The 20,387-nt window shown below is 41.5% G+C and carries 29 protein-coding genes and 1 pseudogene; 8 read left to right on the top strand and 22 right to left on the bottom strand.

The genetic code is table 11. From position 1 onward, the window contains the following. Positions 1-8: 8 nt before the first annotated feature. From MKP07_RS06550 to MKP07_RS06540, 3 genes are read right to left on the bottom strand one after another with little or no spacing between them, the layout of a single operon-like run. Positions 9-209, bottom strand: a complete 201-nt coding sequence (locus tag MKP07_RS06550; RefSeq protein WP_240845969.1) for a hypothetical protein — start codon at positions 207-209, stop codon at positions 9-11. Next, a complete protein-coding gene (locus MKP07_RS06545) occupies positions 181-1,638 on the bottom strand; it encodes a M16 family metallopeptidase (RefSeq protein WP_240845967.1) in 1,458 nt (485 codons plus the stop codon). The genes MKP07_RS06550 and MKP07_RS06545 overlap by 29 nt, the downstream gene beginning before the upstream one ends. After that, positions 1,635-2,117: an insulinase family protein gene (locus MKP07_RS06540; RefSeq protein WP_240845965.1), complete on the bottom strand. Its 483-nt coding sequence runs from the start codon at positions 2,115-2,117 to the stop codon at positions 1,635-1,637. Before MKP07_RS06540 ends, MKP07_RS06545 begins: the two co-directional genes overlap by 4 nt. 136 nt (positions 2,118-2,253) lie before the next feature. Between MKP07_RS06540 and MKP07_RS06535 the strand changes: the two genes are divergently transcribed. Both MKP07_RS06535 and MKP07_RS06530 read left to right on the top strand, forming a co-directional pair. Next, the gene (locus MKP07_RS06535; RefSeq protein WP_240845963.1) at positions 2,254-2,991 is read left to right on the top strand and encodes an ABC transporter ATP-binding protein; all 738 of its coding nucleotides are present in this window, start codon (positions 2,254-2,256) and stop codon (positions 2,989-2,991) included. Positions 2,992-3,079: 88 nt separating this feature from the next. Then, on the top strand, positions 3,080-3,307 hold the full coding sequence (locus MKP07_RS06530; RefSeq protein WP_240845961.1) for a YtxH domain-containing protein: 228 nt from the start codon (positions 3,080-3,082) through the stop codon (positions 3,305-3,307). Positions 3,308-3,373: 66 nt separating this feature from the next. On the opposite strand, the gene MKP07_RS06525 is transcribed toward MKP07_RS06530, so the two are convergent. From MKP07_RS06525 to MKP07_RS06505, 6 genes are all read right to left on the bottom strand, one after another. After that, positions 3,374-3,643, bottom strand: coding sequence for a DprA-like winged helix domain-containing protein (locus MKP07_RS06525; RefSeq protein ID WP_240845959.1), 270 nt, complete (start codon positions 3,641-3,643; stop codon positions 3,374-3,376). Between the two features lie 112 nt (positions 3,644-3,755). Further along, on the bottom strand, positions 3,756-4,469 hold the full coding sequence (locus MKP07_RS06520) for a DNA-processing protein DprA (protein WP_240845957.1): 714 nt from the start codon (positions 4,467-4,469) through the stop codon (positions 3,756-3,758). A gap of 71 nt (positions 4,470-4,540) precedes the next feature. Then, positions 4,541-4,663: a phosphatidate cytidylyltransferase gene (locus MKP07_RS37845; RefSeq protein ID WP_262919179.1), complete on the bottom strand. Its 123-nt coding sequence runs from the start codon at positions 4,661-4,663 to the stop codon at positions 4,541-4,543. Next, positions 4,651-5,433 carry a phosphatidate cytidylyltransferase gene (locus MKP07_RS06515; protein WP_262919178.1) on the bottom strand — a complete coding sequence of 261 codons (783 nt, stop codon included), beginning with the start codon at positions 5,431-5,433 and terminating at the stop codon, positions 4,651-4,653. Before MKP07_RS06515 ends, MKP07_RS37845 begins: the two co-directional genes overlap by 13 nt. Next, complete coding sequence (locus MKP07_RS06510; protein ID WP_240845955.1) at positions 5,423-5,791, bottom strand: CPBP family intramembrane glutamic endopeptidase; 369 nt, start codon at positions 5,789-5,791, stop codon at positions 5,423-5,425. The genes MKP07_RS06515 and MKP07_RS06510 overlap by 11 nt, the downstream gene beginning before the upstream one ends. After that, the gene (locus tag MKP07_RS06505) at positions 5,749-6,390 is read right to left on the bottom strand and encodes a hypothetical protein (RefSeq protein WP_240845953.1); all 642 of its coding nucleotides are present in this window, start codon (positions 6,388-6,390) and stop codon (positions 5,749-5,751) included. Before MKP07_RS06505 ends, MKP07_RS06510 begins: the two co-directional genes overlap by 43 nt. A gap of 323 nt (positions 6,391-6,713) precedes the next feature. On the opposite strand from MKP07_RS06505, the pseudogene MKP07_RS06500 reads away from it, so the two are divergent. Then, a pseudogene (locus MKP07_RS06500) lies at positions 6,714-7,658 on the top strand (tRNA dihydrouridine synthase). A 160-nt stretch (positions 7,659-7,818) separates the two neighbouring features. On the opposite strand, the gene MKP07_RS06495 reads toward MKP07_RS06500, so the two are convergent. Further along, the gene (locus MKP07_RS06495; RefSeq protein WP_240845951.1) at positions 7,819-8,262 is read right to left on the bottom strand and encodes a fatty acid desaturase; all 444 of its coding nucleotides are present in this window, start codon (positions 8,260-8,262) and stop codon (positions 7,819-7,821) included. Positions 8,263-8,950: 688 nt separating this feature from the next. On the opposite strand from MKP07_RS06495, the gene MKP07_RS42210 reads away from it, so the two are divergent. The 4 genes from MKP07_RS42210 (at position 8,951) to MKP07_RS06480 (ending at position 11,879) form a co-directional block, all read left to right on the top strand. After that, entirely contained in the window at positions 8,951-9,091 is a 141-nt protein-coding gene (locus tag MKP07_RS42210) for a VF530 family DNA-binding protein (protein WP_394803633.1), read from the top strand. A 404-nt stretch (positions 9,092-9,495) separates the two neighbouring features. Continuing rightward, a complete protein-coding gene (locus tag MKP07_RS06490; protein ID WP_240845949.1) occupies positions 9,496-10,599 on the top strand; it encodes a hypothetical protein in 1,104 nt (367 codons plus the stop codon). 196 nt (positions 10,600-10,795) lie between these two features. Beyond that, positions 10,796-11,077, top strand: coding sequence for a P-loop NTPase family protein (locus MKP07_RS06485; protein ID WP_240845947.1), 282 nt, complete (start codon positions 10,796-10,798; stop codon positions 11,075-11,077). Between the two features lie 121 nt (positions 11,078-11,198). Continuing rightward, positions 11,199-11,879 carry a DUF3575 domain-containing protein gene (locus tag MKP07_RS06480; protein WP_240845945.1) on the top strand — a complete coding sequence of 227 codons (681 nt, stop codon included), beginning with the start codon at positions 11,199-11,201 and terminating at the stop codon, positions 11,877-11,879. Between the two features lie 41 nt (positions 11,880-11,920). Here MKP07_RS06480 and MKP07_RS06475 read toward each other — a convergent pair whose 3' ends face one another. From MKP07_RS06475 to MKP07_RS06450, 7 genes are read right to left on the bottom strand one after another with little or no spacing between them, the layout of a single operon-like run. After that, positions 11,921-12,157, bottom strand: a complete 237-nt coding sequence (locus tag MKP07_RS06475; protein WP_240845943.1) for a hypothetical protein — start codon at positions 12,155-12,157, stop codon at positions 11,921-11,923. After that, positions 12,154-12,525, bottom strand: coding sequence for a mycothiol transferase (locus tag MKP07_RS06470; protein WP_240845942.1), 372 nt, complete (start codon positions 12,523-12,525; stop codon positions 12,154-12,156). The genes MKP07_RS06475 and MKP07_RS06470 overlap by 4 nt, the downstream gene beginning before the upstream one ends. Positions 12,526-12,583: 58 nt before the next feature. Beyond that, complete coding sequence (locus MKP07_RS06465; protein WP_240845941.1) at positions 12,584-13,252, bottom strand: hypothetical protein; 669 nt, start codon at positions 13,250-13,252, stop codon at positions 12,584-12,586. Then, positions 13,249-13,689 carry a hypothetical protein gene (locus MKP07_RS06460; RefSeq protein WP_240845939.1) on the bottom strand — a complete coding sequence of 147 codons (441 nt, stop codon included), beginning with the start codon at positions 13,687-13,689 and terminating at the stop codon, positions 13,249-13,251. Before MKP07_RS06460 ends, MKP07_RS06465 begins: the two co-directional genes overlap by 4 nt. 10 nt (positions 13,690-13,699) lie before the next feature. Continuing rightward, on the bottom strand, positions 13,700-14,497 hold the full coding sequence (locus tag MKP07_RS06455) for an aldehyde dehydrogenase family protein (protein WP_317235782.1): 798 nt from the start codon (positions 14,495-14,497) through the stop codon (positions 13,700-13,702). Between the two features lie 7 nt (positions 14,498-14,504). After that, the gene (locus MKP07_RS37840) at positions 14,505-14,750 is read right to left on the bottom strand and encodes an aldehyde dehydrogenase family protein (protein WP_262919624.1); all 246 of its coding nucleotides are present in this window, start codon (positions 14,748-14,750) and stop codon (positions 14,505-14,507) included. A gap of 47 nt (positions 14,751-14,797) precedes the next feature. Continuing rightward, on the bottom strand, positions 14,798-15,070 hold the full coding sequence (locus MKP07_RS06450; RefSeq protein WP_240845937.1) for a hypothetical protein: 273 nt from the start codon (positions 15,068-15,070) through the stop codon (positions 14,798-14,800). A gap of 164 nt (positions 15,071-15,234) precedes the next feature. Here MKP07_RS06450 and MKP07_RS06445 point away from each other — a divergent pair, with 164 nt between their 5' ends. After that, a complete protein-coding gene (locus MKP07_RS06445) occupies positions 15,235-15,675 on the top strand; it encodes a nucleoside deaminase (protein WP_240845935.1) in 441 nt (146 codons plus the stop codon). 31 nt (positions 15,676-15,706) lie between these two features. On the opposite strand, the gene MKP07_RS06440 is transcribed toward MKP07_RS06445, so the two are convergent. Genes MKP07_RS06440 through MKP07_RS06420 form a run of 5 tightly spaced genes read right to left on the bottom strand, consistent with a single transcriptional unit; the run spans position 15,707 to position 20,386 of the window. Next, the gene (locus tag MKP07_RS06440; protein WP_394803632.1) at positions 15,707-16,084 is read right to left on the bottom strand and encodes a RagB/SusD family nutrient uptake outer membrane protein; all 378 of its coding nucleotides are present in this window, start codon (positions 16,082-16,084) and stop codon (positions 15,707-15,709) included. A gap of 2 nt (positions 16,085-16,086) precedes the next feature. Beyond that, positions 16,087-17,181: a RagB/SusD family nutrient uptake outer membrane protein gene (locus MKP07_RS06435; protein ID WP_240845933.1), complete on the bottom strand. Its 1,095-nt coding sequence runs from the start codon at positions 17,179-17,181 to the stop codon at positions 16,087-16,089. A gap of 18 nt (positions 17,182-17,199) precedes the next feature. Beyond that, positions 17,200-19,137, bottom strand: a complete 1,938-nt coding sequence (locus MKP07_RS06430) for a SusC/RagA family TonB-linked outer membrane protein (protein ID WP_240850672.1) — start codon at positions 19,135-19,137, stop codon at positions 17,200-17,202. Positions 19,138-19,169: 32 nt separating this feature from the next. Beyond that, on the bottom strand, positions 19,170-20,015 hold the full coding sequence (locus tag MKP07_RS06425) for a TonB-dependent receptor plug domain-containing protein (protein WP_240845931.1): 846 nt from the start codon (positions 20,013-20,015) through the stop codon (positions 19,170-19,172). Beyond that, positions 20,009-20,386 (bottom strand): carboxypeptidase-like regulatory domain-containing protein, encoded by a 378-nt coding sequence (locus MKP07_RS06420; RefSeq protein WP_240845929.1) that lies wholly within the window; start codon positions 20,384-20,386, stop codon positions 20,009-20,011. Before MKP07_RS06420 ends, MKP07_RS06425 begins: the two co-directional genes overlap by 7 nt. Between the last annotated feature and the right edge of the window lies 1 nt (position 20,387).

Below are 20,387 nucleotides of genomic sequence, written 5' to 3'. Positions count from 1 at the left end.
AGCATCGCTTAAATTGTAGTTGAAGGGATTTTTGATCCGTAAGTAGCCTGGCTTACCAGCCCCTGCATAATCGCGCCCTTATTAGCTTTTGAATTAGCGCGCGCTTTCTGCATCCGGTTCTTTAATCCGTCCAGCGCAGCGGCGTCTGCTTTACAATTACGTAACAGGTGCTCCAAGAGTTCAAGCGCCTGGGTGAAATTTTCGTTCAAGCCATTGAGCGTGATACTGCTTTCTTCGTTGCCGGCGTTCGCAGAAAAAGCTGGCTGCTAACTGATAAAAGGCTTTGCTGATCTCTTCTGACGAGTATTTATCCGTTCCCAGGTATTGTAAATAATCCAGGGCGAAAGGCAGCTTTTTGTTGTTCCATTTACCCATTTCATACCTGAAATTTAAATTGAACAACCCATTTTGCTTGTTGGCTACCTGCATTACTTCTGCATTATCGATTTTGCTTTTTTGAATGGCGGTATTATAATCCAGCCAAATCGGTTTAATGGGGGCTAAGGGCAACGCATTGATATTTTTTACGAAAGGAGACTCCTTGCCGGCATTGGTTTCAACCGGTGTGATAGTGGGTTTGTCAACCTTGGTAATGCTTTTGTCTTCTCCTTTTCTTTTATAAACAACAGTGTAGTTATTGTCTTTAAAGAACTGGTTGGCAAATGCCAACACCTCAGCCTTCGTTACATTACCCATTGCATCCAGGAAGGCTACATCATCCTGCCAGGTTGCTGCTTTCGTTTTAATGAAATTATCTACCATACTATTCACCCGTACGGTATTATTATCCTGCGAGTTTAGCTTAGACAGTTTGTAATTGGCCGCAATAGCTTTAATCAGCTTATCATCGAAATTACCTTTCTTTAATTCTTCTATCTGGCCTAATAACAGCGCTTTTACATCATCAAGGGTTTGCCCTTGTTTGGGAGAAGCCTTTAATTCGAAAATGCCATAATCCTTGTATTGAGAAAGTGTAGAACCTGCTGAAAGCACTTTTTGTTGTTTGTTCAGATTCAGGTCCAATAAGCCGGCTTTACCATTGGCAAAAATACCATCAATAACGTTCAGCATCAGTTTGTCTTTCGATGTTTCCGCACCACTTCTAAATGCAATCGTGATGTTTTCTGCGCTGGGGCCGTATACTTCTGATACAACAGGGCTTGTAATTGGCTGCTCAGGAGCAGGATTGTATTCTGCCACAGGCTTAGACTTCATGTAACTGAAAGCGGCGTCAATCTTCTTGATCATTACATCCGGATCAAAATCACCTGCCAAAATCACAGCCATATTATTAGGTACATAATATTTGTGATAATAATCCCTGATCGCTGTAAGCGAAGGGTTTTTCAGGTGTTCGATGGTTCCAATAGTGGTTTGTTGACCGTAGTTGTGTGTTGGAAACAGGTTACGGTAGGTGGTTTCCAATACCTTCCAGCCATCATTGTCCATAGAGCGGTTTTTCTCTTCGTAAACGGCTTCCAACTCCGTATGGAAAATACGCAGAATAGGATTGCGGAACCTTTCTGCTTGTACAGCCAGGAATTTGTCGACAGCATTGGAAGGGATATCTTCCTCATAAACTGTCTCTTCCACCCAGGTATGGGCATTGGTAGCCTGCGCTCCCATAGCCGTCATCATTTTATCGTATTCGTTGGCAATAGAGTATTGAGAAGCTCTGCCCGAAACCGCATCAATTTGTTTATAGATCTCTTTTCTTTTTCAGGGTCGGTAGTTTTACCGTACACTTCATACAGGGCATCAATTGAATCCAGTTTAGGTTTTTCCTTTGTCCAATCCAGGCTTCCATATTTATCGGTGCCTTTAAAAAGCAGGTGCTCCAGGTAATGCGCCAACCCTGTATGATCTTTAGGGTCGGTATTGCTGCCGGCCCTTACAGCCATACGGTAAGCAATGCGGGGCTCTTTCTTATTCGGACTTAACATAACCGTAAGTCCGTTAGAAAGCGTATAAATGCGTACGTCCATGGGGTCGTTGGATACATATTTATAAGCGTAACCATTCGCAGGTTTGGTTTCCTTCCACTGGTAGTTGTTTTGGAGCCTTGCTGTTTGGCATAATACACCACCCAGCAAGAGCGTTAAAAATAGCTTCTTCATTAAAATGAATATTGATTATAATTAAATGTAATGCTAAATGTAACGATAATGGGGTTTTGTTGGAGTATTAATAGGATGAAAAGTAAAAACAATAGATGGATGGCATTTAAACAGGTTTTTTTACTTTCGTGGCAGCATGGATGCAGTACTCATAGAAAATCTTTCTTTTAAATACAAAGAGCAGTCGTCGTTGATCAAGGCATTGAGCCTGCAAATTAAAGCAGGTGAACGGTTCGGTATTTTTGGTCCTAACGGGGCCGGCAAAACCACATTAATGAGCCTTATTACCGGCCTGCTACCATACAAAGAAGGGAGCATTAAAATATGGGGAAAAGAAATTGAATCCGAAAAAGAAGAAGTGAAGAAAATGATAGGATTAGTTCCTCAGGATTTTTCTTTTTATGATGACCTGAGCCCGGAAGAGAATATGGAGTTTTTCGGCGCCTGGTATGGCTTGGATAAAGCAACTACCCGGCAAAAAAGCAGGGAACTTTTACAGGTAATGGGATTAACCTCAGTAGCCAATAAACCCGTTAAGACTTTTTCGGGAGGTATGAAAAGGAGGGTAAACCTGGCCATAGGCGTAATGCACCATCCCAAAATACTATTTTTAGACGAACCTACTGTAGGAGTAGACGTACAATCGAGAAACGCTATTATTGGTTTTTTAAAAGAAATTAATGAAGCGGGAACCACTTTGGTGTACACTTCACACCAGCTAAACGAAGCAGAAGACCTTTGTAATACAGTTGCTCTTTTTGATCAGGGTGCTATTATTGTAAAAGACAGTTTAGCAAATTTACTGCAGCAACACCGGCAAGATGGGCTGGAAGGATTGTTTTTAGAGTTAACCGGGCGCTCTTACCGGGATTAATTTTTTAAATAAATTTTAATAAAAGGGGTTTTGGCAAAAAATTTGTTGTAGCTATATTTGAATTTTAATCACTGAAAAATAACATTTTATGAATAAATTACTTACAGGTTTTGCTTTAGGACTGATAGTGGGTGTACTATATGCTCCGGATAAGGGAACTTACACACGCAGAAGAATTAGTGACAAAGGCAACGACCTGAAAAACCAGTTTGCAGATTTTATAGATAATGTAGCAGGTAAGTTTGAGCACACTGCAGACGAAATTGAAGATTATGCTAATATGAAAGCGGAAAATATTCGCTCTGAAGCTATTTAAGCAAGAACTTAACTATTAAACCTTATAAAGTTAATGATAGCCGTTCCTTTGGGGCGGCTATTCGTTTTAATACAATTTATACATTTTTCCCGGCATACCCTGTACTACATTTTTCAATTCGAGGTTCAAAATGCTTACAGCAACGGTGCTGCTATTCAGGCCGCTCTGCAGGTTAATCTCATCAATACTAACCATTGCCTTTTCATGCAACAGGTCCACAATTACTTTTTCTTCCGGGGTAAGGCTTATGAATAATTCCTTCGCTTTTGGCAGGTCTCGCTTTTGAGTGCTGATCCATCCCATGGTTTCTAATAATTGTGTAGCGTCGGTTAGCAATATCGCTTTGTTGTTTTTAATCAGATGATTGGACCCGCTGCTTTTTTATCTGTCAGCTTTCCGGGAATCGCAAACACATCTTTGTTATAACCGTTGGCCAGCTCCGCAGTGATCATGCTGCCCCCTTAATATCGGTTTCTATTACAATTGTTGCATCGGCCATGCCCGCGACAATACGGTTGCGACTGGGGAAATTATGGCGATCGGGCTTAGTTGTATGCCTGAATTCGGTAAGCAGTCCACCCTGCTGTATCATTTCTTTTGCCATATCCTTGTGGCTATTCGGGTATATTTTGTTTAAGCCATGGGCTAAAACGCCCAGCGTTACGACCTTATTTTTCAGGGAGGCTTTATGAGCGATAGAGTCTATTCCATAGGCCAACCCACTTACAATCAGTACATTTTCATTTGAAAGAGATGCTACCAGCGTTTCGGTAACCTCTTTTCCATAATCAGTATGAGTGCGACTGCCTACTATTGAAAGGATTTTTGACTGGTTAAGATCGGTATTGCCCTTATAATATAGCAATATGGGTGCATCGTAGCAATTCAGTAATCTCTTAGGGTAGGCTTCGTCTTGTATAAAAAGTGGCTGTATTTTATATTTTTCAATAAAGGCCAGTTCGTTTTCTGCTTCGGCAAAGTTGGTAAAACTTTTAATATTCCTGATTCTTACTTCACCCAGGCCTTCTATCTTTTCAAGCAAACGTTTAGGTGCTTTAAAAATTTCTTCAGCTTCAAAATGCTCCAGTAGGTTGCGGGTTTGTACGCAGCCAATATTGGGAATAAGTGTGAGTGCTATCTGGTATAATAGTGGGGTGTTCATAGTGATTTAGCATATTAAACTTACGTAAAATATCTCATATATCAACACCAAACCCGCAGTTGCAAATTCTGTTAGCGGTGAAACAGTTGCACCAACAGCCAGATGGCGGGTGCTGCAAATAATACGGAGTCAAACCTGTCGAGAAACCCTCCATGGCCAGGCATAATACGACCGCTGTCTTTTACGCCTGCCATTGCTTAAGTTTCGACTCAAACAGGTCGCCAAATGTGCCTGAAACAGCAGTGAATAAGCTGATGATACCCCCGGTAATAGCCAAAGGCCATTCGATAGTATGTAAGAAGATGAGTGAAAACAATAACCATGTCAGAGCAGAGCTTAATATAATACCGCTGATAGTACCCTCCCAGGTTTTTTTAGGCGATATTTTGCTCAGCGGTGTTTTGCCAATTACAGACCCTGCCAGGTAGGCCATCGTGTCGTTGATCCACACGCTGCCAATAATAAATAGTACGAGGTGCTTAGCCGCAACTACGTAAAATGTATCATGCAAATGAATATCGTAAGTAGCGGGTAAAGAAAGACTTTGGAGCATACCAAGCGGAACAGCGGTGTATAGCAAGCCGCCCAATAGCCACCCAATCATCTTTTTTGAAACGATTTTTGTTTTAAAAATTCCCCAAACCAGCAAGATAAAACCAGATATCAGAAAAGGAAGACTGAAGTTTTCCCTGATACCATAATTGCCCAGCTGCATGTTACCCGCGCCCAATAACAGAACGATATGGTATCCAATCAGGGCGGTGCCCAGCTTCATATAAGCATGGATCGACTGACCGGTGATTTTTTCAACCAGGCGACCATATTCCCAGGAGCACCCAAAGTAGATCAGGGTAATTAATAGAAACAGGCTCCATTGATTATATAGTAACCCAAACATCATTACCGCTACAAAAATGAGTGCGGTAAATGCTCTTGTCCAGAAAGTTGACCAATTAAACGCCATCGGATGCAGTTAATGAGGTTTTGGTATTCTTCCGGTATTGTATAAAAAGGAAGATAATGACCGGTAGGGCCAGGAAACCCAGGTAGCTCCCTTCTTTATCGCTTAATACGGCCTGCATCGATTTGCCGTCCATTTTGGCAACGTACATTACCAGCACGGCTGTAGCATTATTAATAAAATGAGCTAAAATGCTGAGCCAGAGCTTTCCACTATATTGGTAAAGTAAGCCCAGAATAATTCCAAGAGCCAACCTGGATAGAAAGCCATATGCTGAAAAATGCACTGCGCTAAAAATAATGCTAACCACAATTACACTTACCCAAAGTCTTCCCGTATTGCGGTATAAATAATTTTGCAAACCTCCTCTAAAAAAACCTCTTCGCAAATGGCCGGTACCAGGGCCAAAACAATAATGGAAATAATTAACTCCGGTATCGAATCCAGGTTAATAATACCTGCAGCAGTTTCTGCATAACTGCTTTCCATTTTGTCGAAAGCTATACGCCAGTCCACAGGAAAAGGAAGTTTAAAGGAAAAATACCCTAAGGCTCCGCTTAGAGCAAGGGCAGCAACAGTTATAAAGATCGTTAAAAGCAGATCTTTTCCCAAGATAACGCCTTTTAAACCAGTCAGTTTCATTGGGCTCCAGCTTAAGCGCGAAGCTGTAAACAGCGTAGGTAATAAAAAGCCGAAGACAGCTGAAAAAGTTTGTATTACCTGCATTTCTCTTAAGTAAGTGCTGTCTCCTGTAAGTTTTTGCAGGTTTTCCGTAATAAATCCTATGCTTTTTCCGCTCATGGCCGCTGCAACCGGAATACCCAGCAAACCGCCTAAAAGCATACCTCCCACTCCAAAAGCGATCAGCATAAAAAAGCCTGCCAGATAAGATAAACCCTTTTCTCCCATACCCCGTTGCTGTGCATCATTTAATAAAGCACTCCTGTTTTCGTCAGTCATTTTCTAAAATAAGTGTGTATTTTTGCCCGCCCGAACATTTCCGCCCGGGTATGTGCGGGTAGGCGCAAAAATAAGATTAAAAGTTTTGATGGATTTTGATTAATTATTGTTGAGTGAACTGCAATGTTGTTATCGTCTTCGTTGCCTGCCCGTTCGGCGCAAAAGGGTGTAAAACTCTTCAGAGCGCTGCTCACATATCGTCAACAAATTATCGTATATTATTCAGTTAGCAAATGGTACAAATAGGCAATAAAATAGCATTACCCGATTTTCCGTTATTACTCGCTCCCATGGAAGATGTAAGCGATCCTCCTTTTAGGGCAGTGTGCAAAGACAATGGTGCAGACCTGATGTATACAGAATTTATCAGTAGTGAAGGGTTGATTCGCGATGCTATTAAAAGCCGCCGCAAGCTGGATATTTTCGATTATGAACGCCCAATAGGCATCCAGATTTTTGGAGGAGATGAAGAAAGCCTTGCCCTGGCCGCTAAAATTGTAGACGTTACACAGCCCGATTTGTTGGACATTAATTTTGGTTGCCCGGTAAAAAAGTGGCGCTGAAAGGAGCCGGAGCAGGTGTATTGAAGAATGTGGACCTGATGGTAAGATTGACCGAAGCCGTGGTAAAAAGTACTTCGTTGCCGGTTACCGTAAAAACACGCCTGGGTTGGGATGATAGCATGCTGAATATTGAAGAAGTGGCGGAGCGCCTGCAGGATGTGGGAATTAAAGCCTTAGCGATTCATGGGCGCACCCGCTGCCAGATGTATAGGCGAAGCCGACTGGACACTAATAGGTAAAGTAAAGAACAACCCACGTATTCATATCCCCATTTTTGGAAACGGCGATATTGACAGTCCTCAAAAAGCGGTGGAATACAAAAACAGGTATGGCGTAGATGGCGTTATGATAGGTCGTGCTGCTATTGGATATCCCTGGATTTTCAGGGAAATAAAACATTTTGTTCAAACCGGGGAAGTATTAGCACCTCCTACAGTAGAAGAGCGTGTGAACGTAGTGCGTAAACACCTTCGTAAAAGCCTGGAGTGGAAAGGACCCATCGTGGGCATTAACGAAATGCGCCGCCATTATGCCAATTATCTTAAAGGACTTCCGAATATTAAAGAATATCGCAGTAAGCTGGTTACGCTAAATAATGGCGATGATATAGAAGCCATCCTGGACGAAATCATTGTTCGTTATTCCAGTTATGAAATCGAGGCAACACCTATTGAGCTGATCAATTACCACGAAAAGTGCGGGTAATACTGTTTTCTACTATAAAAGGGCTTTGCACTGCTCTTAGCAGGCGCTGTTAAGCGCAGGGAGGCGTTCCCCCATTGATTCTAGAAAAACGCTAACCCAGGTAAAACATTATTGTGAGGTACGCAGTCAGGCAATAAAGCACATCGCAGGCTAACAACACCTATGGCTCCCTCCTCAATCGTATTACCCTTAGTTTATTCAACACCAAAACAATCGGGTAGGTGGGGTCAAATTCAAACCATTTTTTGGCGAAATTGACGCTGTTCGGGCTTTTGTGGTGGTTATTTTGAAAAAGTTCTCCCATTAGTAAAAAGTCGAGGGGCAATGAGTTTTTACTATGGTCATGGTTATCATAATTTGAATATCCATATTTATGACCGCACCAGTTCACGATGGCCCCATGTATAGGCCCCATAAAAAAATGAATGGGCAGTAATAAAAACATCCACCAATGGGTGGCGAAAAAAATGTAGAATAGCAAATATCCGATTCCGAACAAGATTCTTACACTCCACATATTGCTGATCCTATCCATCAAAGGCCACTCAGGATATTTTCCCTGGAAGGGTTTTTCCGGCTCCACCTTATACTTTGCGTAATTCAAATAAATGTCTTTTGTACGCATCGTCATCTGCCAAACATCTTTAAAAAATGAGGAGAATGGGGATCTTTTTCGGTGTCGCTGTATGCATGGTGCATCCGGTGCATAATGGCATAAGCCCTGGGATTTAAAAAAGAAGACCCCTGTAGCAAAATGGTAAATCCATAAAAAAGCGCTCCCAGAATTTGCTCATGGTAAACATTTTATGAGAAGCATACCGGTGGAGAAAAAAGTCTGACAAAAAAGCGATAAGAACCAGTGAGCCAGAAAGAAAATTAAAACTGCCATTGAATTTGTTTAAACCGCCAGTAATCATGCGTTGATTTTAAACCGTTGGTTCAGGGCCTGATGTATTCAAAAACCTGTTTTTGATAAACCTTTCACCGGATCTTATGAAAACGAACACGCTACTTTAAGCAAATTAAAAAGTAAAATAAAGCTAAGCCAGGATTTTAAATCCTTACTTAATTTGCGGGGCCGAATATACAAACAATTTTTGCCTCTATTTGTTTTATTTGTTCTGCCTCCTTCATCATTCACCGGTAAACACTCATGGCAACCTTATCTTTTTCCTACTTTTACTAAAAAAGATGGAGCAAACTTCAAAAGATCCCTTACACGGTAAAAGGCTGGACACTATCCTAGAAGAGTTAGTAGCCTATTACCAGGGGTTTGAAAAGTTAGAGAGCAAATACGTATCAAATGTTTTACAGATAATCCCAGTATTAGCTCCTCTTTAAAATTTTTACGAAAAACACCCTGGGCAAGAACCAAAGTAGAAAGCCTGTACTTATATGTACTAAGACAGAAAAAGAAAGCCAGGCAAGGTTAGAAATATGCCACTTTTTAGCAAAACATCCAGCGAAAAAGAGCCTCTGCAAAAGTACTAATGAACGAATTTTCATTATAGTGAAAGTTGCTTTAAATGTCGCTAGTTGCTGCCCTCTGGTTTTATAAAAGGGATGTTAACACTTACATAAAAGCCTGGTTCTTACACTATCCGTGTTTTATTCTTCGCGGCAATGTTTATTTTTACTACTATATGAACGCTACCATTTACCAGAAAAAAGCTACTGGCTTTCACAAAAAGTTTAACGATCTGAAGCAAAAGCTAAGTTGGTTGAGTTTTATACGATTATTATGTTTTTTGGTATTTATCTATCTTATTTACCTGTCTTCGCAAACGGGTTCTGTTTTCACCATAATAGGCGCTATACTTTTTTTGTTACCTTTTTATTGCTGGTAAGATGGTATGGACGGGTACAGCAGGAGAAACAGTTTTACCTGGCGTTGGCACAATGGAATGAACGGGAAGATGCTTTTGTGCAAACCAATAGCTCTGGTTATGATACCGGCAAAGAGTACGAGAACCCACATCACCCTTACTCTTACGACCTCGATCTTTTTAGCGAAGGTGGTTTATTTTCTTACCTGAATCGTTGCAGTACTTCTTTTGGGAAAGAAGCGCTGGCCAATGATTTGCTGAACCCTGACATTACGGCTATTAAAGAAAAGCAGGAAGCCATTAAAGAGTTATCAGGGAAAATAGATTTCAGGCAGGAACTATATGCCCACGGAAGCCTGCACGAAACTAAAAAGAAAGAGTTGGATAGGCTGATACAATGGATTGACACCGATACGCAAATGATTACTGCGCCCTGGTATTATGGATTAATGATATTTCCATTGGCAACAATAGGCAGCCTCATTTATTATATAGCAACAGAGAACGAAACCGCTTTTTCACTTTTTTCCAAACTGTTTGTGGTGAACCTCATCATTGCGTTTTCGTTTTCCCGGAAAATTACCGCTCAATTATCGGTTTCTACCTCAGTCACCAAAATACTACAGAACTATAGCAACCAGCTGAAGTCGATAGAGAAAGAACATTTTCAATCCGGATTGCTGCAAGGATATCAGAAACAATTAGGGAAAAATGGCTTGACCGCCTCGAAGCTTATCGGGCAGTTAGCCTCCTTATTCAACTACCTGGAAACAGTAGTGAACCTGGTAGTGAGCTTATTGTTAAATGGTCTTTTCCTTTTTCATGTGCATATTTTATACAGGTTGGGCATTTGGAAACAACAGCACGCACATGATATAAAAGGCTGGTTAGAACTAATAGGAAAGTTTGAAGCCCTCGGTAGCTTTGGTAATCTGTCTTATAATAATCCGGCATTTTGTGCACCTCAGCTGAACGAAGCAAGAGCATTCAGCGCTTCCGCACTGGGGCATATATTGGTAAAGTCTCATAAACGAGTTTGCAATGATGTGTCGTTTAACGATCAGAAGTTTGTGATACTTACCGGGTCCAATATGAGTGGCAAAAGCACTTTTTAAGAACCCTGGGCACCAACCTGGTTTTAGCTAAAGCCGGCTCTGTTGTTTGTGCCACCCGATTAGAGTTTTATCCTTTTGATGTTTTTGTAAGCATGCGTATTACCGACTCGCTCCAGGACAGTGAATCTTTATTTTATGCAGAGTTAAAAAGGCTGCAATCCATTATTAAAAGCCTGGAGGGGGACGGCAACATTTTGTGATACTGGATGAAATTTTAAGAGGAACCAACAGTAATGATAAACGCAACGGTACTATCGGGCTCATCCGTAAAATGGCCGGTTTTGATACTTTTGGCATTATTGCGACGCACGATACGGTAGTGGCAGACCTGATAAAGGAATATCCTGCTTTTATTGCTAATAAAGCATTTGAGTCTGCCATTATTAACGATGAATTACTATTTGATTATCAATTAAAAGAGGGTGTTTGCAATACACTGAGTGCTAGCTACCTGATGAAGAAAATGGAAATCATTTAGCAGGCAGTTTAAATTGGATAACTTTTTGCTTGCTGATTGACTATGAAAAACTTAGGGCTTATATTATTAGGAGTATGCTTCTCAGCCAGCAGCGCTGGCACAAACAGAGGTCGATTCGGATATGCAGGTAAAAAGTAACCTGGTTAAATTCAACCTCACTGCACCTATCTTAAAAAACTATGCCCTGCAGTATGAAAGGGTATTGAATAAGCGTATTTCGGTAGCTTTATCCGGAAGAATAATGCCCGCGTCCACCATCCCGTTAAAAAGATTGATCAGGGATGAAGTCATTCGCGACGACAATGAGCTGGTAACAGATATTCTAAACCAGGTACAATTCAGCAATTTTGCGATTACGCCCGAGCTGCGTATTTATTTAGGCCGGAAAGGGTATGGCCAGGGATTTTATATTGCACCTTATTACCGGTTTGCAAAATATAAAATGCATGAGGCCACTTTATCTTATGAAGCAGACCAGACTTATTCGGTTCGGGTATCAGGAGATTTAACCGGGCATACCGGGGGCTTATTATTGGGCTCCCAATGGAATCTCGGTAAAAGCCTCAGTCTGGATCTCTGGATTGCCGGTCCCGGCATTGGTGGTGCTAATGGTCATATTATTGGTGTAGCCAATCAAACATTACCTGCAGAAGCCCAGGATGAACTGAGAACCTACCTCCAAGATATTAATGTGCCGTTTGCTACCGAAAAGGTTTCGGTAAATGCCAATGGCGCGCGTATGGACCTTACCGGCTCCTGGGCAGGAATAAGAACAGGGATCTTACTTGCTTTCAGGTTTTAAACCTTATTCCCCGCTTTCTTTAGCGCCAGGCATCCTGCTTTTTAACCAGGTAATTTGTCCCCGGTGATTGGACTCATGCTCACAAACATGAAACCACTTCCAATAAGTGTTGATCGACCTTTTTCGTTCGACCATTTCTTATCTATTGCCATTAGCCATTTATCGTCCTTGTTCTTAAGCTCACGTAAAGTTTTTTCCCGCACTTCTGTTATGCGATCGATATAGTATTTTATCTCCTGTCCCTTAATACTCTTACGACCCGCGTCGCCCAGGTTCATGGCGTCATCCCATAGCTTTTTTCAGCATCATTAAAATCATCTCTTCCCTCAAAGGTATTGGCCTGGTAAAACACTTCCGTCGCTCCCAGGTGCAGTATCAGGGCTCCGATCGTATTAGCCTTGGGATCATGCAGGTAGTCGAGCTGTTCTATGCTAAGTCCTTTTGTTGCGCCGATAATAGTGCTTCTGTTATAATTGAGCATAGAAACCAGGGTGCCTACCTGTGGCGAGTAGCCTTCTTTGGGGCCTATAAGCATTAACTCATCAGGAGGGCTTGATAAAGAGGCCGCCGTATGAGCGAAAAAAGGAAACGCGCTCAAACTACCCGCCGCCAAAGCCGTTTTGACTAGGAAATTTCTTCGTTGCATAAAAGGTGTTTTATTCTACTAATATACTAAATATTAGCCGATCAGTAGTGGGTGGACGCTAGTTGCTGTTGATTGCTTTCCGTATATATTCATTAAAGTTTTCCCGGTTTAAACCGATTAGTTCATTGGTTTGCATTAAAAAGTCGTCGATAGAGTTTCCTGAGCAAAGTAACTTTTTAATACCATCTATTCCCGACTTGTCCCTAACTCTTTTGCAGATTAATGCACTCAAAAAGTATTTCATAGATACTTTGCCCTCTACCTGTGTATCGTTCAATAAAGTTTCCAGGATATTCAGGCCGGACTTTCCAGATATATGCTTGGCTATCATTTTTATACCGCTGGTGTAAGAAATATTTCCACTTCCGCCTAACAGTGTGGCAATCCCCTCGTTAGCAAATGAATTGAGGTTATTACATATTTTATCAGTGTATAAATGAACTATTTCATGAGTATATATTTCAGAATCATTACCGCAATAAACAGCCTCGGTCGAATTGCTTCTCAAACCTCCTGTTGTATCTAAGTACATATTATAAATATAATCGAACCCTAAACCGTTAAATAACTCCTTTGCATTTTTAAATTTGTAGTAAACGAATTTTAAAGGTTCTATCCTAAACTGGGCTGCCAGCTGGTTATTGATGGCATTCATTTCTTTACACCGGGCAATATGGAGATTATCTTTGTACCGGTACCTGATATTTCCTTCTACGTGTGTTTTCATTTTTGATGCGTTATAATATAACCCCGGATAAAAGAAGAAGGTGCCGTTTTCTTTTTTGCATATACATTATATATAAATTGCATTTTCATTCCTGTGGAGTCGCTTCTTAAGTATGCCATTTTCACTAAAAAATCATTAATACTTACTTTTTCTGCGACTAGCAATAATGGCTTGTAGTAATCATTGCGGCCGGCGCCATAAAAATAACTAAAGTCATAACCGTCATTTTCAGGATCATATCTGATAACATGCGAACGTGAGATGTCCCGTTTCATATCCAGTAAAAAACTATCAAGCCGCTCTAAAAGTATTTTTCCGGTGGCTTGTTCAACACCGTATAATGCGACAGGGTTAATATCAAAGCTGTACTTTTTTATAGATTGGGAACAGCCAATTTTGAACAGAAAGAAAAAGAACAAAAAACCGGGTATTTTCATGAAGCCACTTTTATTTAAAGATCTTTTTAAGCAATCCTAATCTCCCTTTAAAAGACGGGTAAGCCATTGGCAGATCGGGCCAGGTAGCCGCTTTTAAAACAGCTTTGGCATGACTAAATGTTTCTATCGAAAATTTACCGTGATAACGCCCGATACCACTGTTACCTCTACCGCCAAAGGGCAGGTTTTTATTGAGATAATGCATGGCTACAGCATTAATACAGGCGCCGCCACTGGGCACTTTTTGCAGCCAAGCATCAGATTCCCTGCTGTCATCTGTAAATACATAAAATGCCAATGGGTTAGGATTATGTTGAATTATATCCAGGGCAAATGCATCATCCGTATAAGTAAGAATGGGCAATAAGGGTCCAAAAATTTCTTCCTGCATAATAGGATCATCTATTTGGGGCGAATCGATCAGCGTAGGAGCAATATAAAGCAGGTCTTCGTTATGGGTACCTCCGGCCAATACCGTATTATGTTGCAAATATCCCATCAGGCGATCAAACTGTTTTTTATTGATGATACGTCCGTAGTCATAGCTTTCTACGGGATGGTCTCCATAAAATTGGGTGATGGTTTGCTTTAGTATTTCAATAAACTCATCCTTAACGGATTGATGTACCAGTAAATAATCGGGTGTAATGCACATCTGGCCGGCGTTGGAAAACTTAGCCATGGCAATCCGCTTGGCAGCCAGTTTCAGGTTTGCTTTTGATGATACAATGCAGGGACTTTTTCCGCCCAGTTCTAATGTTACAGGCACCAATTGCTCGGCAGCCAGCTTATAAATAATTTTCCCCACCGCAGTACTACCGGTATAAAAATATGATCGAACCGAAAATTCTGTACCATCTCCGGCACCACTGTAGCACCATCGCCAGAGGCAAAGCTGATGTATTGCGACACAAATGTTTCCGCCAATATCTTTTGAATAATGGCTTCGGTGGCCAAGGCAGCTTCGCTGGTTTGAGCACCACACAGTTGCCGGCTGCTATAGCTCCTACCAGGGGAATTAATGATAGCTGGAAAGGATAATTCCAGGGAGCAATGATCAAAACAACCCCAAGTGGTTCATGTATAATAAAGCTTTTACCCGGCAGGTTCAACAAATTGGTGCCGGTTTTTGTGGAGCAGCTAACTCATCCAGGTTTTTTAAGAAATAGCTGATCTCAGATAGCACCAACCCTGTTTCAGTGATCCACACTTCCTCCTTACTTTTCTTTAAATCCTTGTACAAAGCCTCATTCAGCTCTTCTTCATATTTAAGAATCGTTTCTTTTAGTTTTTTGAGTTGTTCTTTTCTAAAGCTTAATTCCTGATTAGCGCCGCTATTAAAAAAATGGCGTAAAGATTCCAGGTTGGGTATATAGCTCATGGCAATGAATTAAAATGATAAAACTAAAGGGTATAAACGCTTTAATCTATTTTTGTTTGAAGATAAAAAACAAGTGGTAAATGACGGACGAAACGCGGGTATAAGATTTTTTTATACTTTCTCGATATATGGCGCGTTCCGTCCGACCTAATTATATAATAAAAATGTATCCGGACGAATACTTTATGCAGCTGGCATTGAAGGAAGCCATGCTGGCTTTCGAAGAAGATGAAATTCCTATTGGTGCAGTAGTGGTGCAAAACGATAGCATCCTTGCCAGGGGCCGTAATATGACCGAAAAGCTTACCGATACAACGGCACATGCAGAAATTATTGCGCTTACATCGGCTTTTAGTGAGATTGGCGCTAAATACTTACCAGAGGCCACCTTGTATGTAACGGTAGAACCCTGTGTGATGTGCTCCGGAGCATTGTATTGGAGCAAAATAAAAAGAGTAGTATGGGGCGCCTCCGATCCTAAAAACGGGTTCAGTCGTATTCAGCCGGCGGTGTCTCCGTTTCACCCTAAAACAGAAATTACTACAGGCATTCTGGCCGAAGAATGTGCTGCTTTGATGAAAGCGTTTTTTAAGGGGAAAAGATAAAGGCAGTTGTTTGATGAACTGCCTTTTAAAATTAGTAACCAGGGTTTTGTTGTTCTTTAATACCTGGATTCGCATTTATTTCGCCGATAGGTATGGGCAGTATCGCCTTTTCAAAACTCCTTTCGATCGTTTTGGGCCTTGTTGGAATAGTAAGACCTAAGATTTCATCGTTAAAAGTGATGGGCCTGTTTAAACGTATCATATCAAAATAACGCTGCCCCTCTGTAAACAGCTCCTTACTTTTTTCATCCAGGATCATATCAAGTGTAACGGTAGCCGCAGTAGCAGGGGCAAGTGCAGGAGCACGGCTACGGATGGCATTTAAATAAGTAGCCGCTTTGGTTTTATCTGTTGCAAAAGCAGCTTCGGCGGCAATCAGGTACATTTCAGAAGATCGGATTACTTTGATGTTTACTGCTGTAGTAGATGCCGATTTGCCATCTCCCGATAGTGTAGTAGTACCACTGTATTTGTAAGATGCTCTAACCTTGGGTTGGCAGTAGTAGATATTTCATCGGCCAGCATAATGCCCCATCTTACATCAGTAGCATCTTGTTTTAGGCGGTTTAGAAAATAATCGCTTGCTCCAAAGAAGCCCAGTGCTGCCGAGTTCCCATGCGACCTTCTTCTTAAATAAAAGCTTAAAGAGGCAGTAGTTAAATCGCCTTCATTGGGAAAGATCCCTAACTCAAAAATGGATTCAGATCCAAATTGTGTAGCCCAGGAGCTAACCCAATTGGTACGGTTATACAATGTGTACCCTCCATTATTAATTACATCTTCTGCTGCCGTCAGAGCAGCTGGAAAATCGCCCATGGTTAAATACACTCTTGCCTGAATGGCTCTGTTGCCGTAGTAGTTTAGGTAACCATTCGATTTTGTTTTAGGCAATAGCGGTGCGGCATCTGTTAGGTCTTTTAAAATTTGCGTATAGTTATCATTTACTGTAGATCGAAGCGGCTGAGCCGATGCCGGCAATGGTTCCAGGGGCTGGGGTACTCCCCAGGCAGACTTATTATCGGCGTAGGATTTTCCATAAATACGTACCAAATCAAAGTACATGAGCGCGCGGGCGGTTAATGCCTGCCCTAAAAAGCTGTCGAAATTTTCGGTAGAGCCTTCGGCTTTTAATTTATTAATATTGAAAATAAGGTTATTGGCTTGTAGAATATTATTGTAAATAGTGGACCAAAAACCACTAAAATTGTTGGCGCTCACCGTATGGTTGAAAGTATACAAGGCATCCAACCCCCTACCCTGTGAGTATAGGGTCATATCGCCACCTCTTACATCTCCATATAAAATAAAATTACGACCATAGTAGTTTGAATTGGTCATATTCCGCATGATTCCGTTGACAGCTACCCGTGCATCTGCCACTGTTTTTATGGCGGTACCGGCAGGAACTGAGTTCGTTGGCTTTACATCTAAAAAGCCTTTTCCACAGGCGGAAAGGAAAAGAATGGCGACTATTATGGATAATATTTTTATATTATTGTAGTTCATATTAATTCAATTTAGGTGTCAGAAACTTACTTCAATACCAAAGGTGTAGGTTTTTGCAAATGGAATTTCCCATCCACGTGTAGCAAACTGGTTTACCTCAGGGTCGGCCAATTTGTATTTGGCTGTGGTGAATAAATTAGTTCCATTCACGAAAACTCTTGCATTTCGAACACCTATGCCTCCCAACAGGTTATGGGGTAGCCGATAAGCAATCGTTGCGTTTTTCAATCTTAGGAAGGAGGCATCATGAAGTTGGCGTGTGCTATATTGCATGGGGTCTGTGAGATCATTACCACTTAGCTTGGGTAAGGTTCCTAAAGTATTATTGTCCGTCCACATATTATCATAATAGTCTTGCGAACGTATTCTTTCCCAATAATATCCATCATCGGCTACATCTTTGTAAGCGCCATCGTATAAATCACCTCCCAGTTTGTAAATAAAGTTTAAATTCAACGATATGCCCTTATACTCCAGGTCTGATGTAAAACCGCCAAACATTTTTGGAGTACCATTTCCGATGATAATGCGATTGGCCTTGCTATAAGTATAGGTTGCTCCCCTCCCGTTAAATTCAAAATCTCCGGTTGTGGAACTATTGGGATCGTTGATGTACCAAACATTTTTGCCGTTTGTTGGATCAACACCTGCCCACTCGAATCCATAAAAGGCCAGCATAGACTGCCCCTCGCGGTAAATAAACTGCGCTCTGGCATCGTTCCCGGTAGGGTCATTCCAAATAATATCCTGACCCGCCTGGGCTCCTCCCTGCCTGTTTAATTTTGTAACCTTCGAATTCATGAGGGTTCCATTTAGTCCCAAACTCCATTTAAGGAACTCTTTTCTCACAATGTCTATACCCAGGTTCCACTCTATACCTCTGTTATTTATCTTGCCAATATTTTTTAATGTACTGCCAAGACCCGTTACCATTGAAATAGGCACATCCATCAAGAGGTTCCTGGAGTCTCTGTTAAAATACTCAATGGATCCGGTAACCCTTCTTTCCAGTAAACCAAACTCAATAGCAAAGTTTGTATTGTAATTGGTTTCCCACGCAAGACCTGAATCGGCTATGGAAATGATACTACCGCCGGGCTGCTCCATATACTTGTCTGTAAAAGAAAGTAAAGTTCTCCAGCCGTAATTTCCAGATGGTGTTGTAGCGTTGGTACCGTAAGAGCCTCTGATTCTCAGCTCATTCAAAATCTCGCTTTCTTTTAAAAAATCTTCTTTAAAAATATTCCATGCGCCACCTACAGACCAAAAGTTCGCCCATCTGTTTACCGGACCGAAGCGCGAGTTTCCATCACGGCGATAGGACGCAGAGAGGAAGTATTTGTCTGAAAAATTATATTCGGCACGTGACAGAAATGACTGCATATTATAGCCCCAGTTATAAGCACTGGCATTGGTAGTACCTGCTGTTACTACGGTTGGCAAAGAACTGGATGGTAAATTATTACCACTGGAACGCATAAAATCGGTTAGGTTTTTCTCGGCCTCGTAACCTGCCAGCACACCAATACTATGTTGAAGAATTTTTTTGTTGTAGTTTAAAGTGGTAGAGCTCACCATCTTATTAATGTTGGTACTTAACTCATGTACCTGGCCGTTAACAGGAGCAACACCGCTAAAATGCAACGCACTGTAATAGAGATGTTCTTTAATCTGCGAATTATTGTAGGAGAAGATCGATTTGGCCGTAAGTCCGGAAAGTATATTTACGGTTAAAGCTTCAACCGCAGAAATATTTAAGGTCCCGGCTGTATTATCCCACTCGTTGTCGTAGTAAACGTTGTTTTGAGCAAGGCTACCAAAGCGCGCAGTAAAAGGTAAGCCTGTTTTATAATCTGTTGGCCAGTAAACGGGCCATAGCAAATTACGCGATTGTAGCATGTAGTTGGAGCCGGTACTCCTGCTGTCGTTAAAGCCCGATTTATCATTTTTTGAAATACCGATATTACTTTCCAGTTCTAATCGGCTTCCTATTTTTGAGTTAAATTCAGCCGGCCTGCGATACGCTGAAATTCGTTAACTGCAACCCTGCTTTTATCCTGTGTATATGACAATGAAGAGTAATACTTTGTTTTATCTGTCCCGCCACTAACTGAAAGATCATTCGTAGTAAAAAAGCCTGTTCTGAACAGTACTTCATCCCAGTTAAAATAGCGGCCTTCCCTATTTTCAATACCATCAGTCATTCCCAAAATTGCCACGTTCTGATACCTGTCTGTACCAGATGTTTCAAATCGATAGCCATGTCGGTTAAATCGGGTATTCAGCCTTGCCAAAGCATCGGTATTGGCTGCTTCAGGTGTTTTGCCGCCCGTGATATTCAGGTCATAAAACACCTGGTACAGCATATTTATTTGCTCCTGAACACCGGCAGCTTCGTAATTGTCTGTAGCCCATGTAGGCGTCATACCTACTGAGGTTTTAAAACTTATTACAGGCGCACCCGTTTTTCCTTTTTTAGTGTTGATAATAACCACTCCATTTGCCGCCCTGGATCCATACAAAGAAGAGGCTGCAGCATCTTTCAAAACAGTGATGGATTCGATGTCATCAGGGTTGATATTAGCCATTATATTATTGGTAGTATTCAAATAGCTACCCATTTGGCCTACCGACTCTGAAACGATCGGCACTCCATCCAGCACGTACAAAGGGTCGTTAGAGGCATTCATGGAACCAATACCTCGAATACGCAATGCAGGAGTGGAGCCAGCCTGGCCGGAAGTCTGAGTAACCTGTAGTCCAGCTACTCTTCCGTTAAGCGCATTTTCGAAAGAGGTAGTAGGAATATCTTTTATTTTGTCTGCGTTTACCACCGTGGCGGCCCCGGTATAACTACTTTTTTGGCAGTACCGTAAGCAACCACAAATACTTCATCCATTTTAGTAGTAGTACTTTCGGGCAATATGATATCTACAACTGTCTGTGTGCCTGCATTCACCTCCACATCCTGGTAATTAACCGCCGATACAGAAAGTATAATATTTGCCCCGGTAACCGTAAGTGAAAACCGGCCGTCTTCCCCGGCCATTGTAGTGTTATTGGTCCCCTTTTGAATCACCGTCGCATTGGCAACCGGTTCGCCACCACTGTTCTTTACAGTTCCTGTTATCTGCCGGGTTTGGGCCGGCAAAAAGAAAGGACAACAAAGCAGCATGAAAAAAAGTGTCAGGGTTTTTCCATTCATA

Source organism: Paraniabella hibiscisoli, from assembly GCF_022512515.1.
In the GTDB taxonomy this organism is placed as follows: Bacteria; Bacteroidota; Bacteroidia; order Chitinophagales; family Chitinophagaceae; genus Niabella; species Niabella hibiscisoli.
The sequence above is the reverse complement of the archived record's forward strand: the minus strand, read 5'-3'. Positions and strand labels throughout refer to the sequence as shown.

Bases quoted from the DNA above. Each gene is read 5' to 3' on its own strand.
- MKP07_RS06545 (WP_240845967.1), bottom strand. From the start codon at position 1,638: ATGATGACGGCTATGGGAGCGCAGGCTACCAATGCCCATACCTGGGTG.
- MKP07_RS06540 (WP_240845965.1), bottom strand. From the start codon at position 2,117: ATGAAGAAGCTATTTTTAACGCTCTTGCTGGGTGGTGTATTATGCCAA.
- MKP07_RS06535 (WP_240845963.1), top strand. From the start codon at position 2,254: ATGGATGCAGTACTCATAGAAAATCTTTCTTTTAAATACAAAGAGCAG.
- MKP07_RS06530 (WP_240845961.1), top strand. From the start codon at position 3,080: ATGAATAAATTACTTACAGGTTTTGCTTTAGGACTGATAGTGGGTGTA.
- MKP07_RS06520 (WP_240845957.1), bottom strand. From the start codon at position 4,469: ATGAACACCCCACTATTATACCAGATAGCACTCACACTTATTCCCAAT.
- MKP07_RS37845 (WP_262919179.1), bottom strand. From the start codon at position 4,663: ATGGCAGGCGTAAAAGACAGCGGTCGTATTATGCCTGGCCATGGAGGG.
- MKP07_RS06515 (WP_262919178.1), bottom strand. From the start codon at position 5,433: ATGGCGTTTAATTGGTCAACTTTCTGGACAAGAGCATTTACCGCACTC.
- MKP07_RS06505 (WP_240845953.1), bottom strand. From the start codon at position 6,390: ATGACTGACGAAAACAGGAGTGCTTTATTAAATGATGCACAGCAACGG.
- MKP07_RS06480 (WP_240845945.1), top strand. From the start codon at position 11,199: ATGCAGGTAAAAAGTAACCTGGTTAAATTCAACCTCACTGCACCTATC.
- MKP07_RS06475 (WP_240845943.1), bottom strand. From the start codon at position 12,157: ATGAACCTGGGCGACGCGGGTCGTAAGAGTATTAAGGGACAGGAGATA.
- MKP07_RS06470 (WP_240845942.1), bottom strand. From the start codon at position 12,525: ATGCAACGAAGAAATTTCCTAGTCAAAACGGCTTTGGCGGCGGGTAGT.
- MKP07_RS06465 (WP_240845941.1), bottom strand. From the start codon at position 13,252: ATGAAAACACACGTAGAAGGAAATATCAGGTACCGGTACAAAGATAAT.
- MKP07_RS06460 (WP_240845939.1), bottom strand. From the start codon at position 13,689: ATGAAAATACCCGGTTTTTTGTTCTTTTTCTTTCTGTTCAAAATTGGC.
- MKP07_RS06450 (WP_240845937.1), bottom strand. From the start codon at position 15,070: ATGAGCTATATACCCAACCTGGAATCTTTACGCCATTTTTTTAATAGC.
- MKP07_RS06445 (WP_240845935.1), top strand. From the start codon at position 15,235: ATGTATCCGGACGAATACTTTATGCAGCTGGCATTGAAGGAAGCCATG.
- MKP07_RS06435 (WP_240845933.1), bottom strand. From the start codon at position 17,181: ATGAACTACAATAATATAAAAATATTATCCATAATAGTCGCCATTCTT.
- MKP07_RS06420 (WP_240845929.1), bottom strand. From the start codon at position 20,386: ATGAATGGAAAAACCCTGACACTTTTTTTCATGCTGCTTTGTTGTCCT.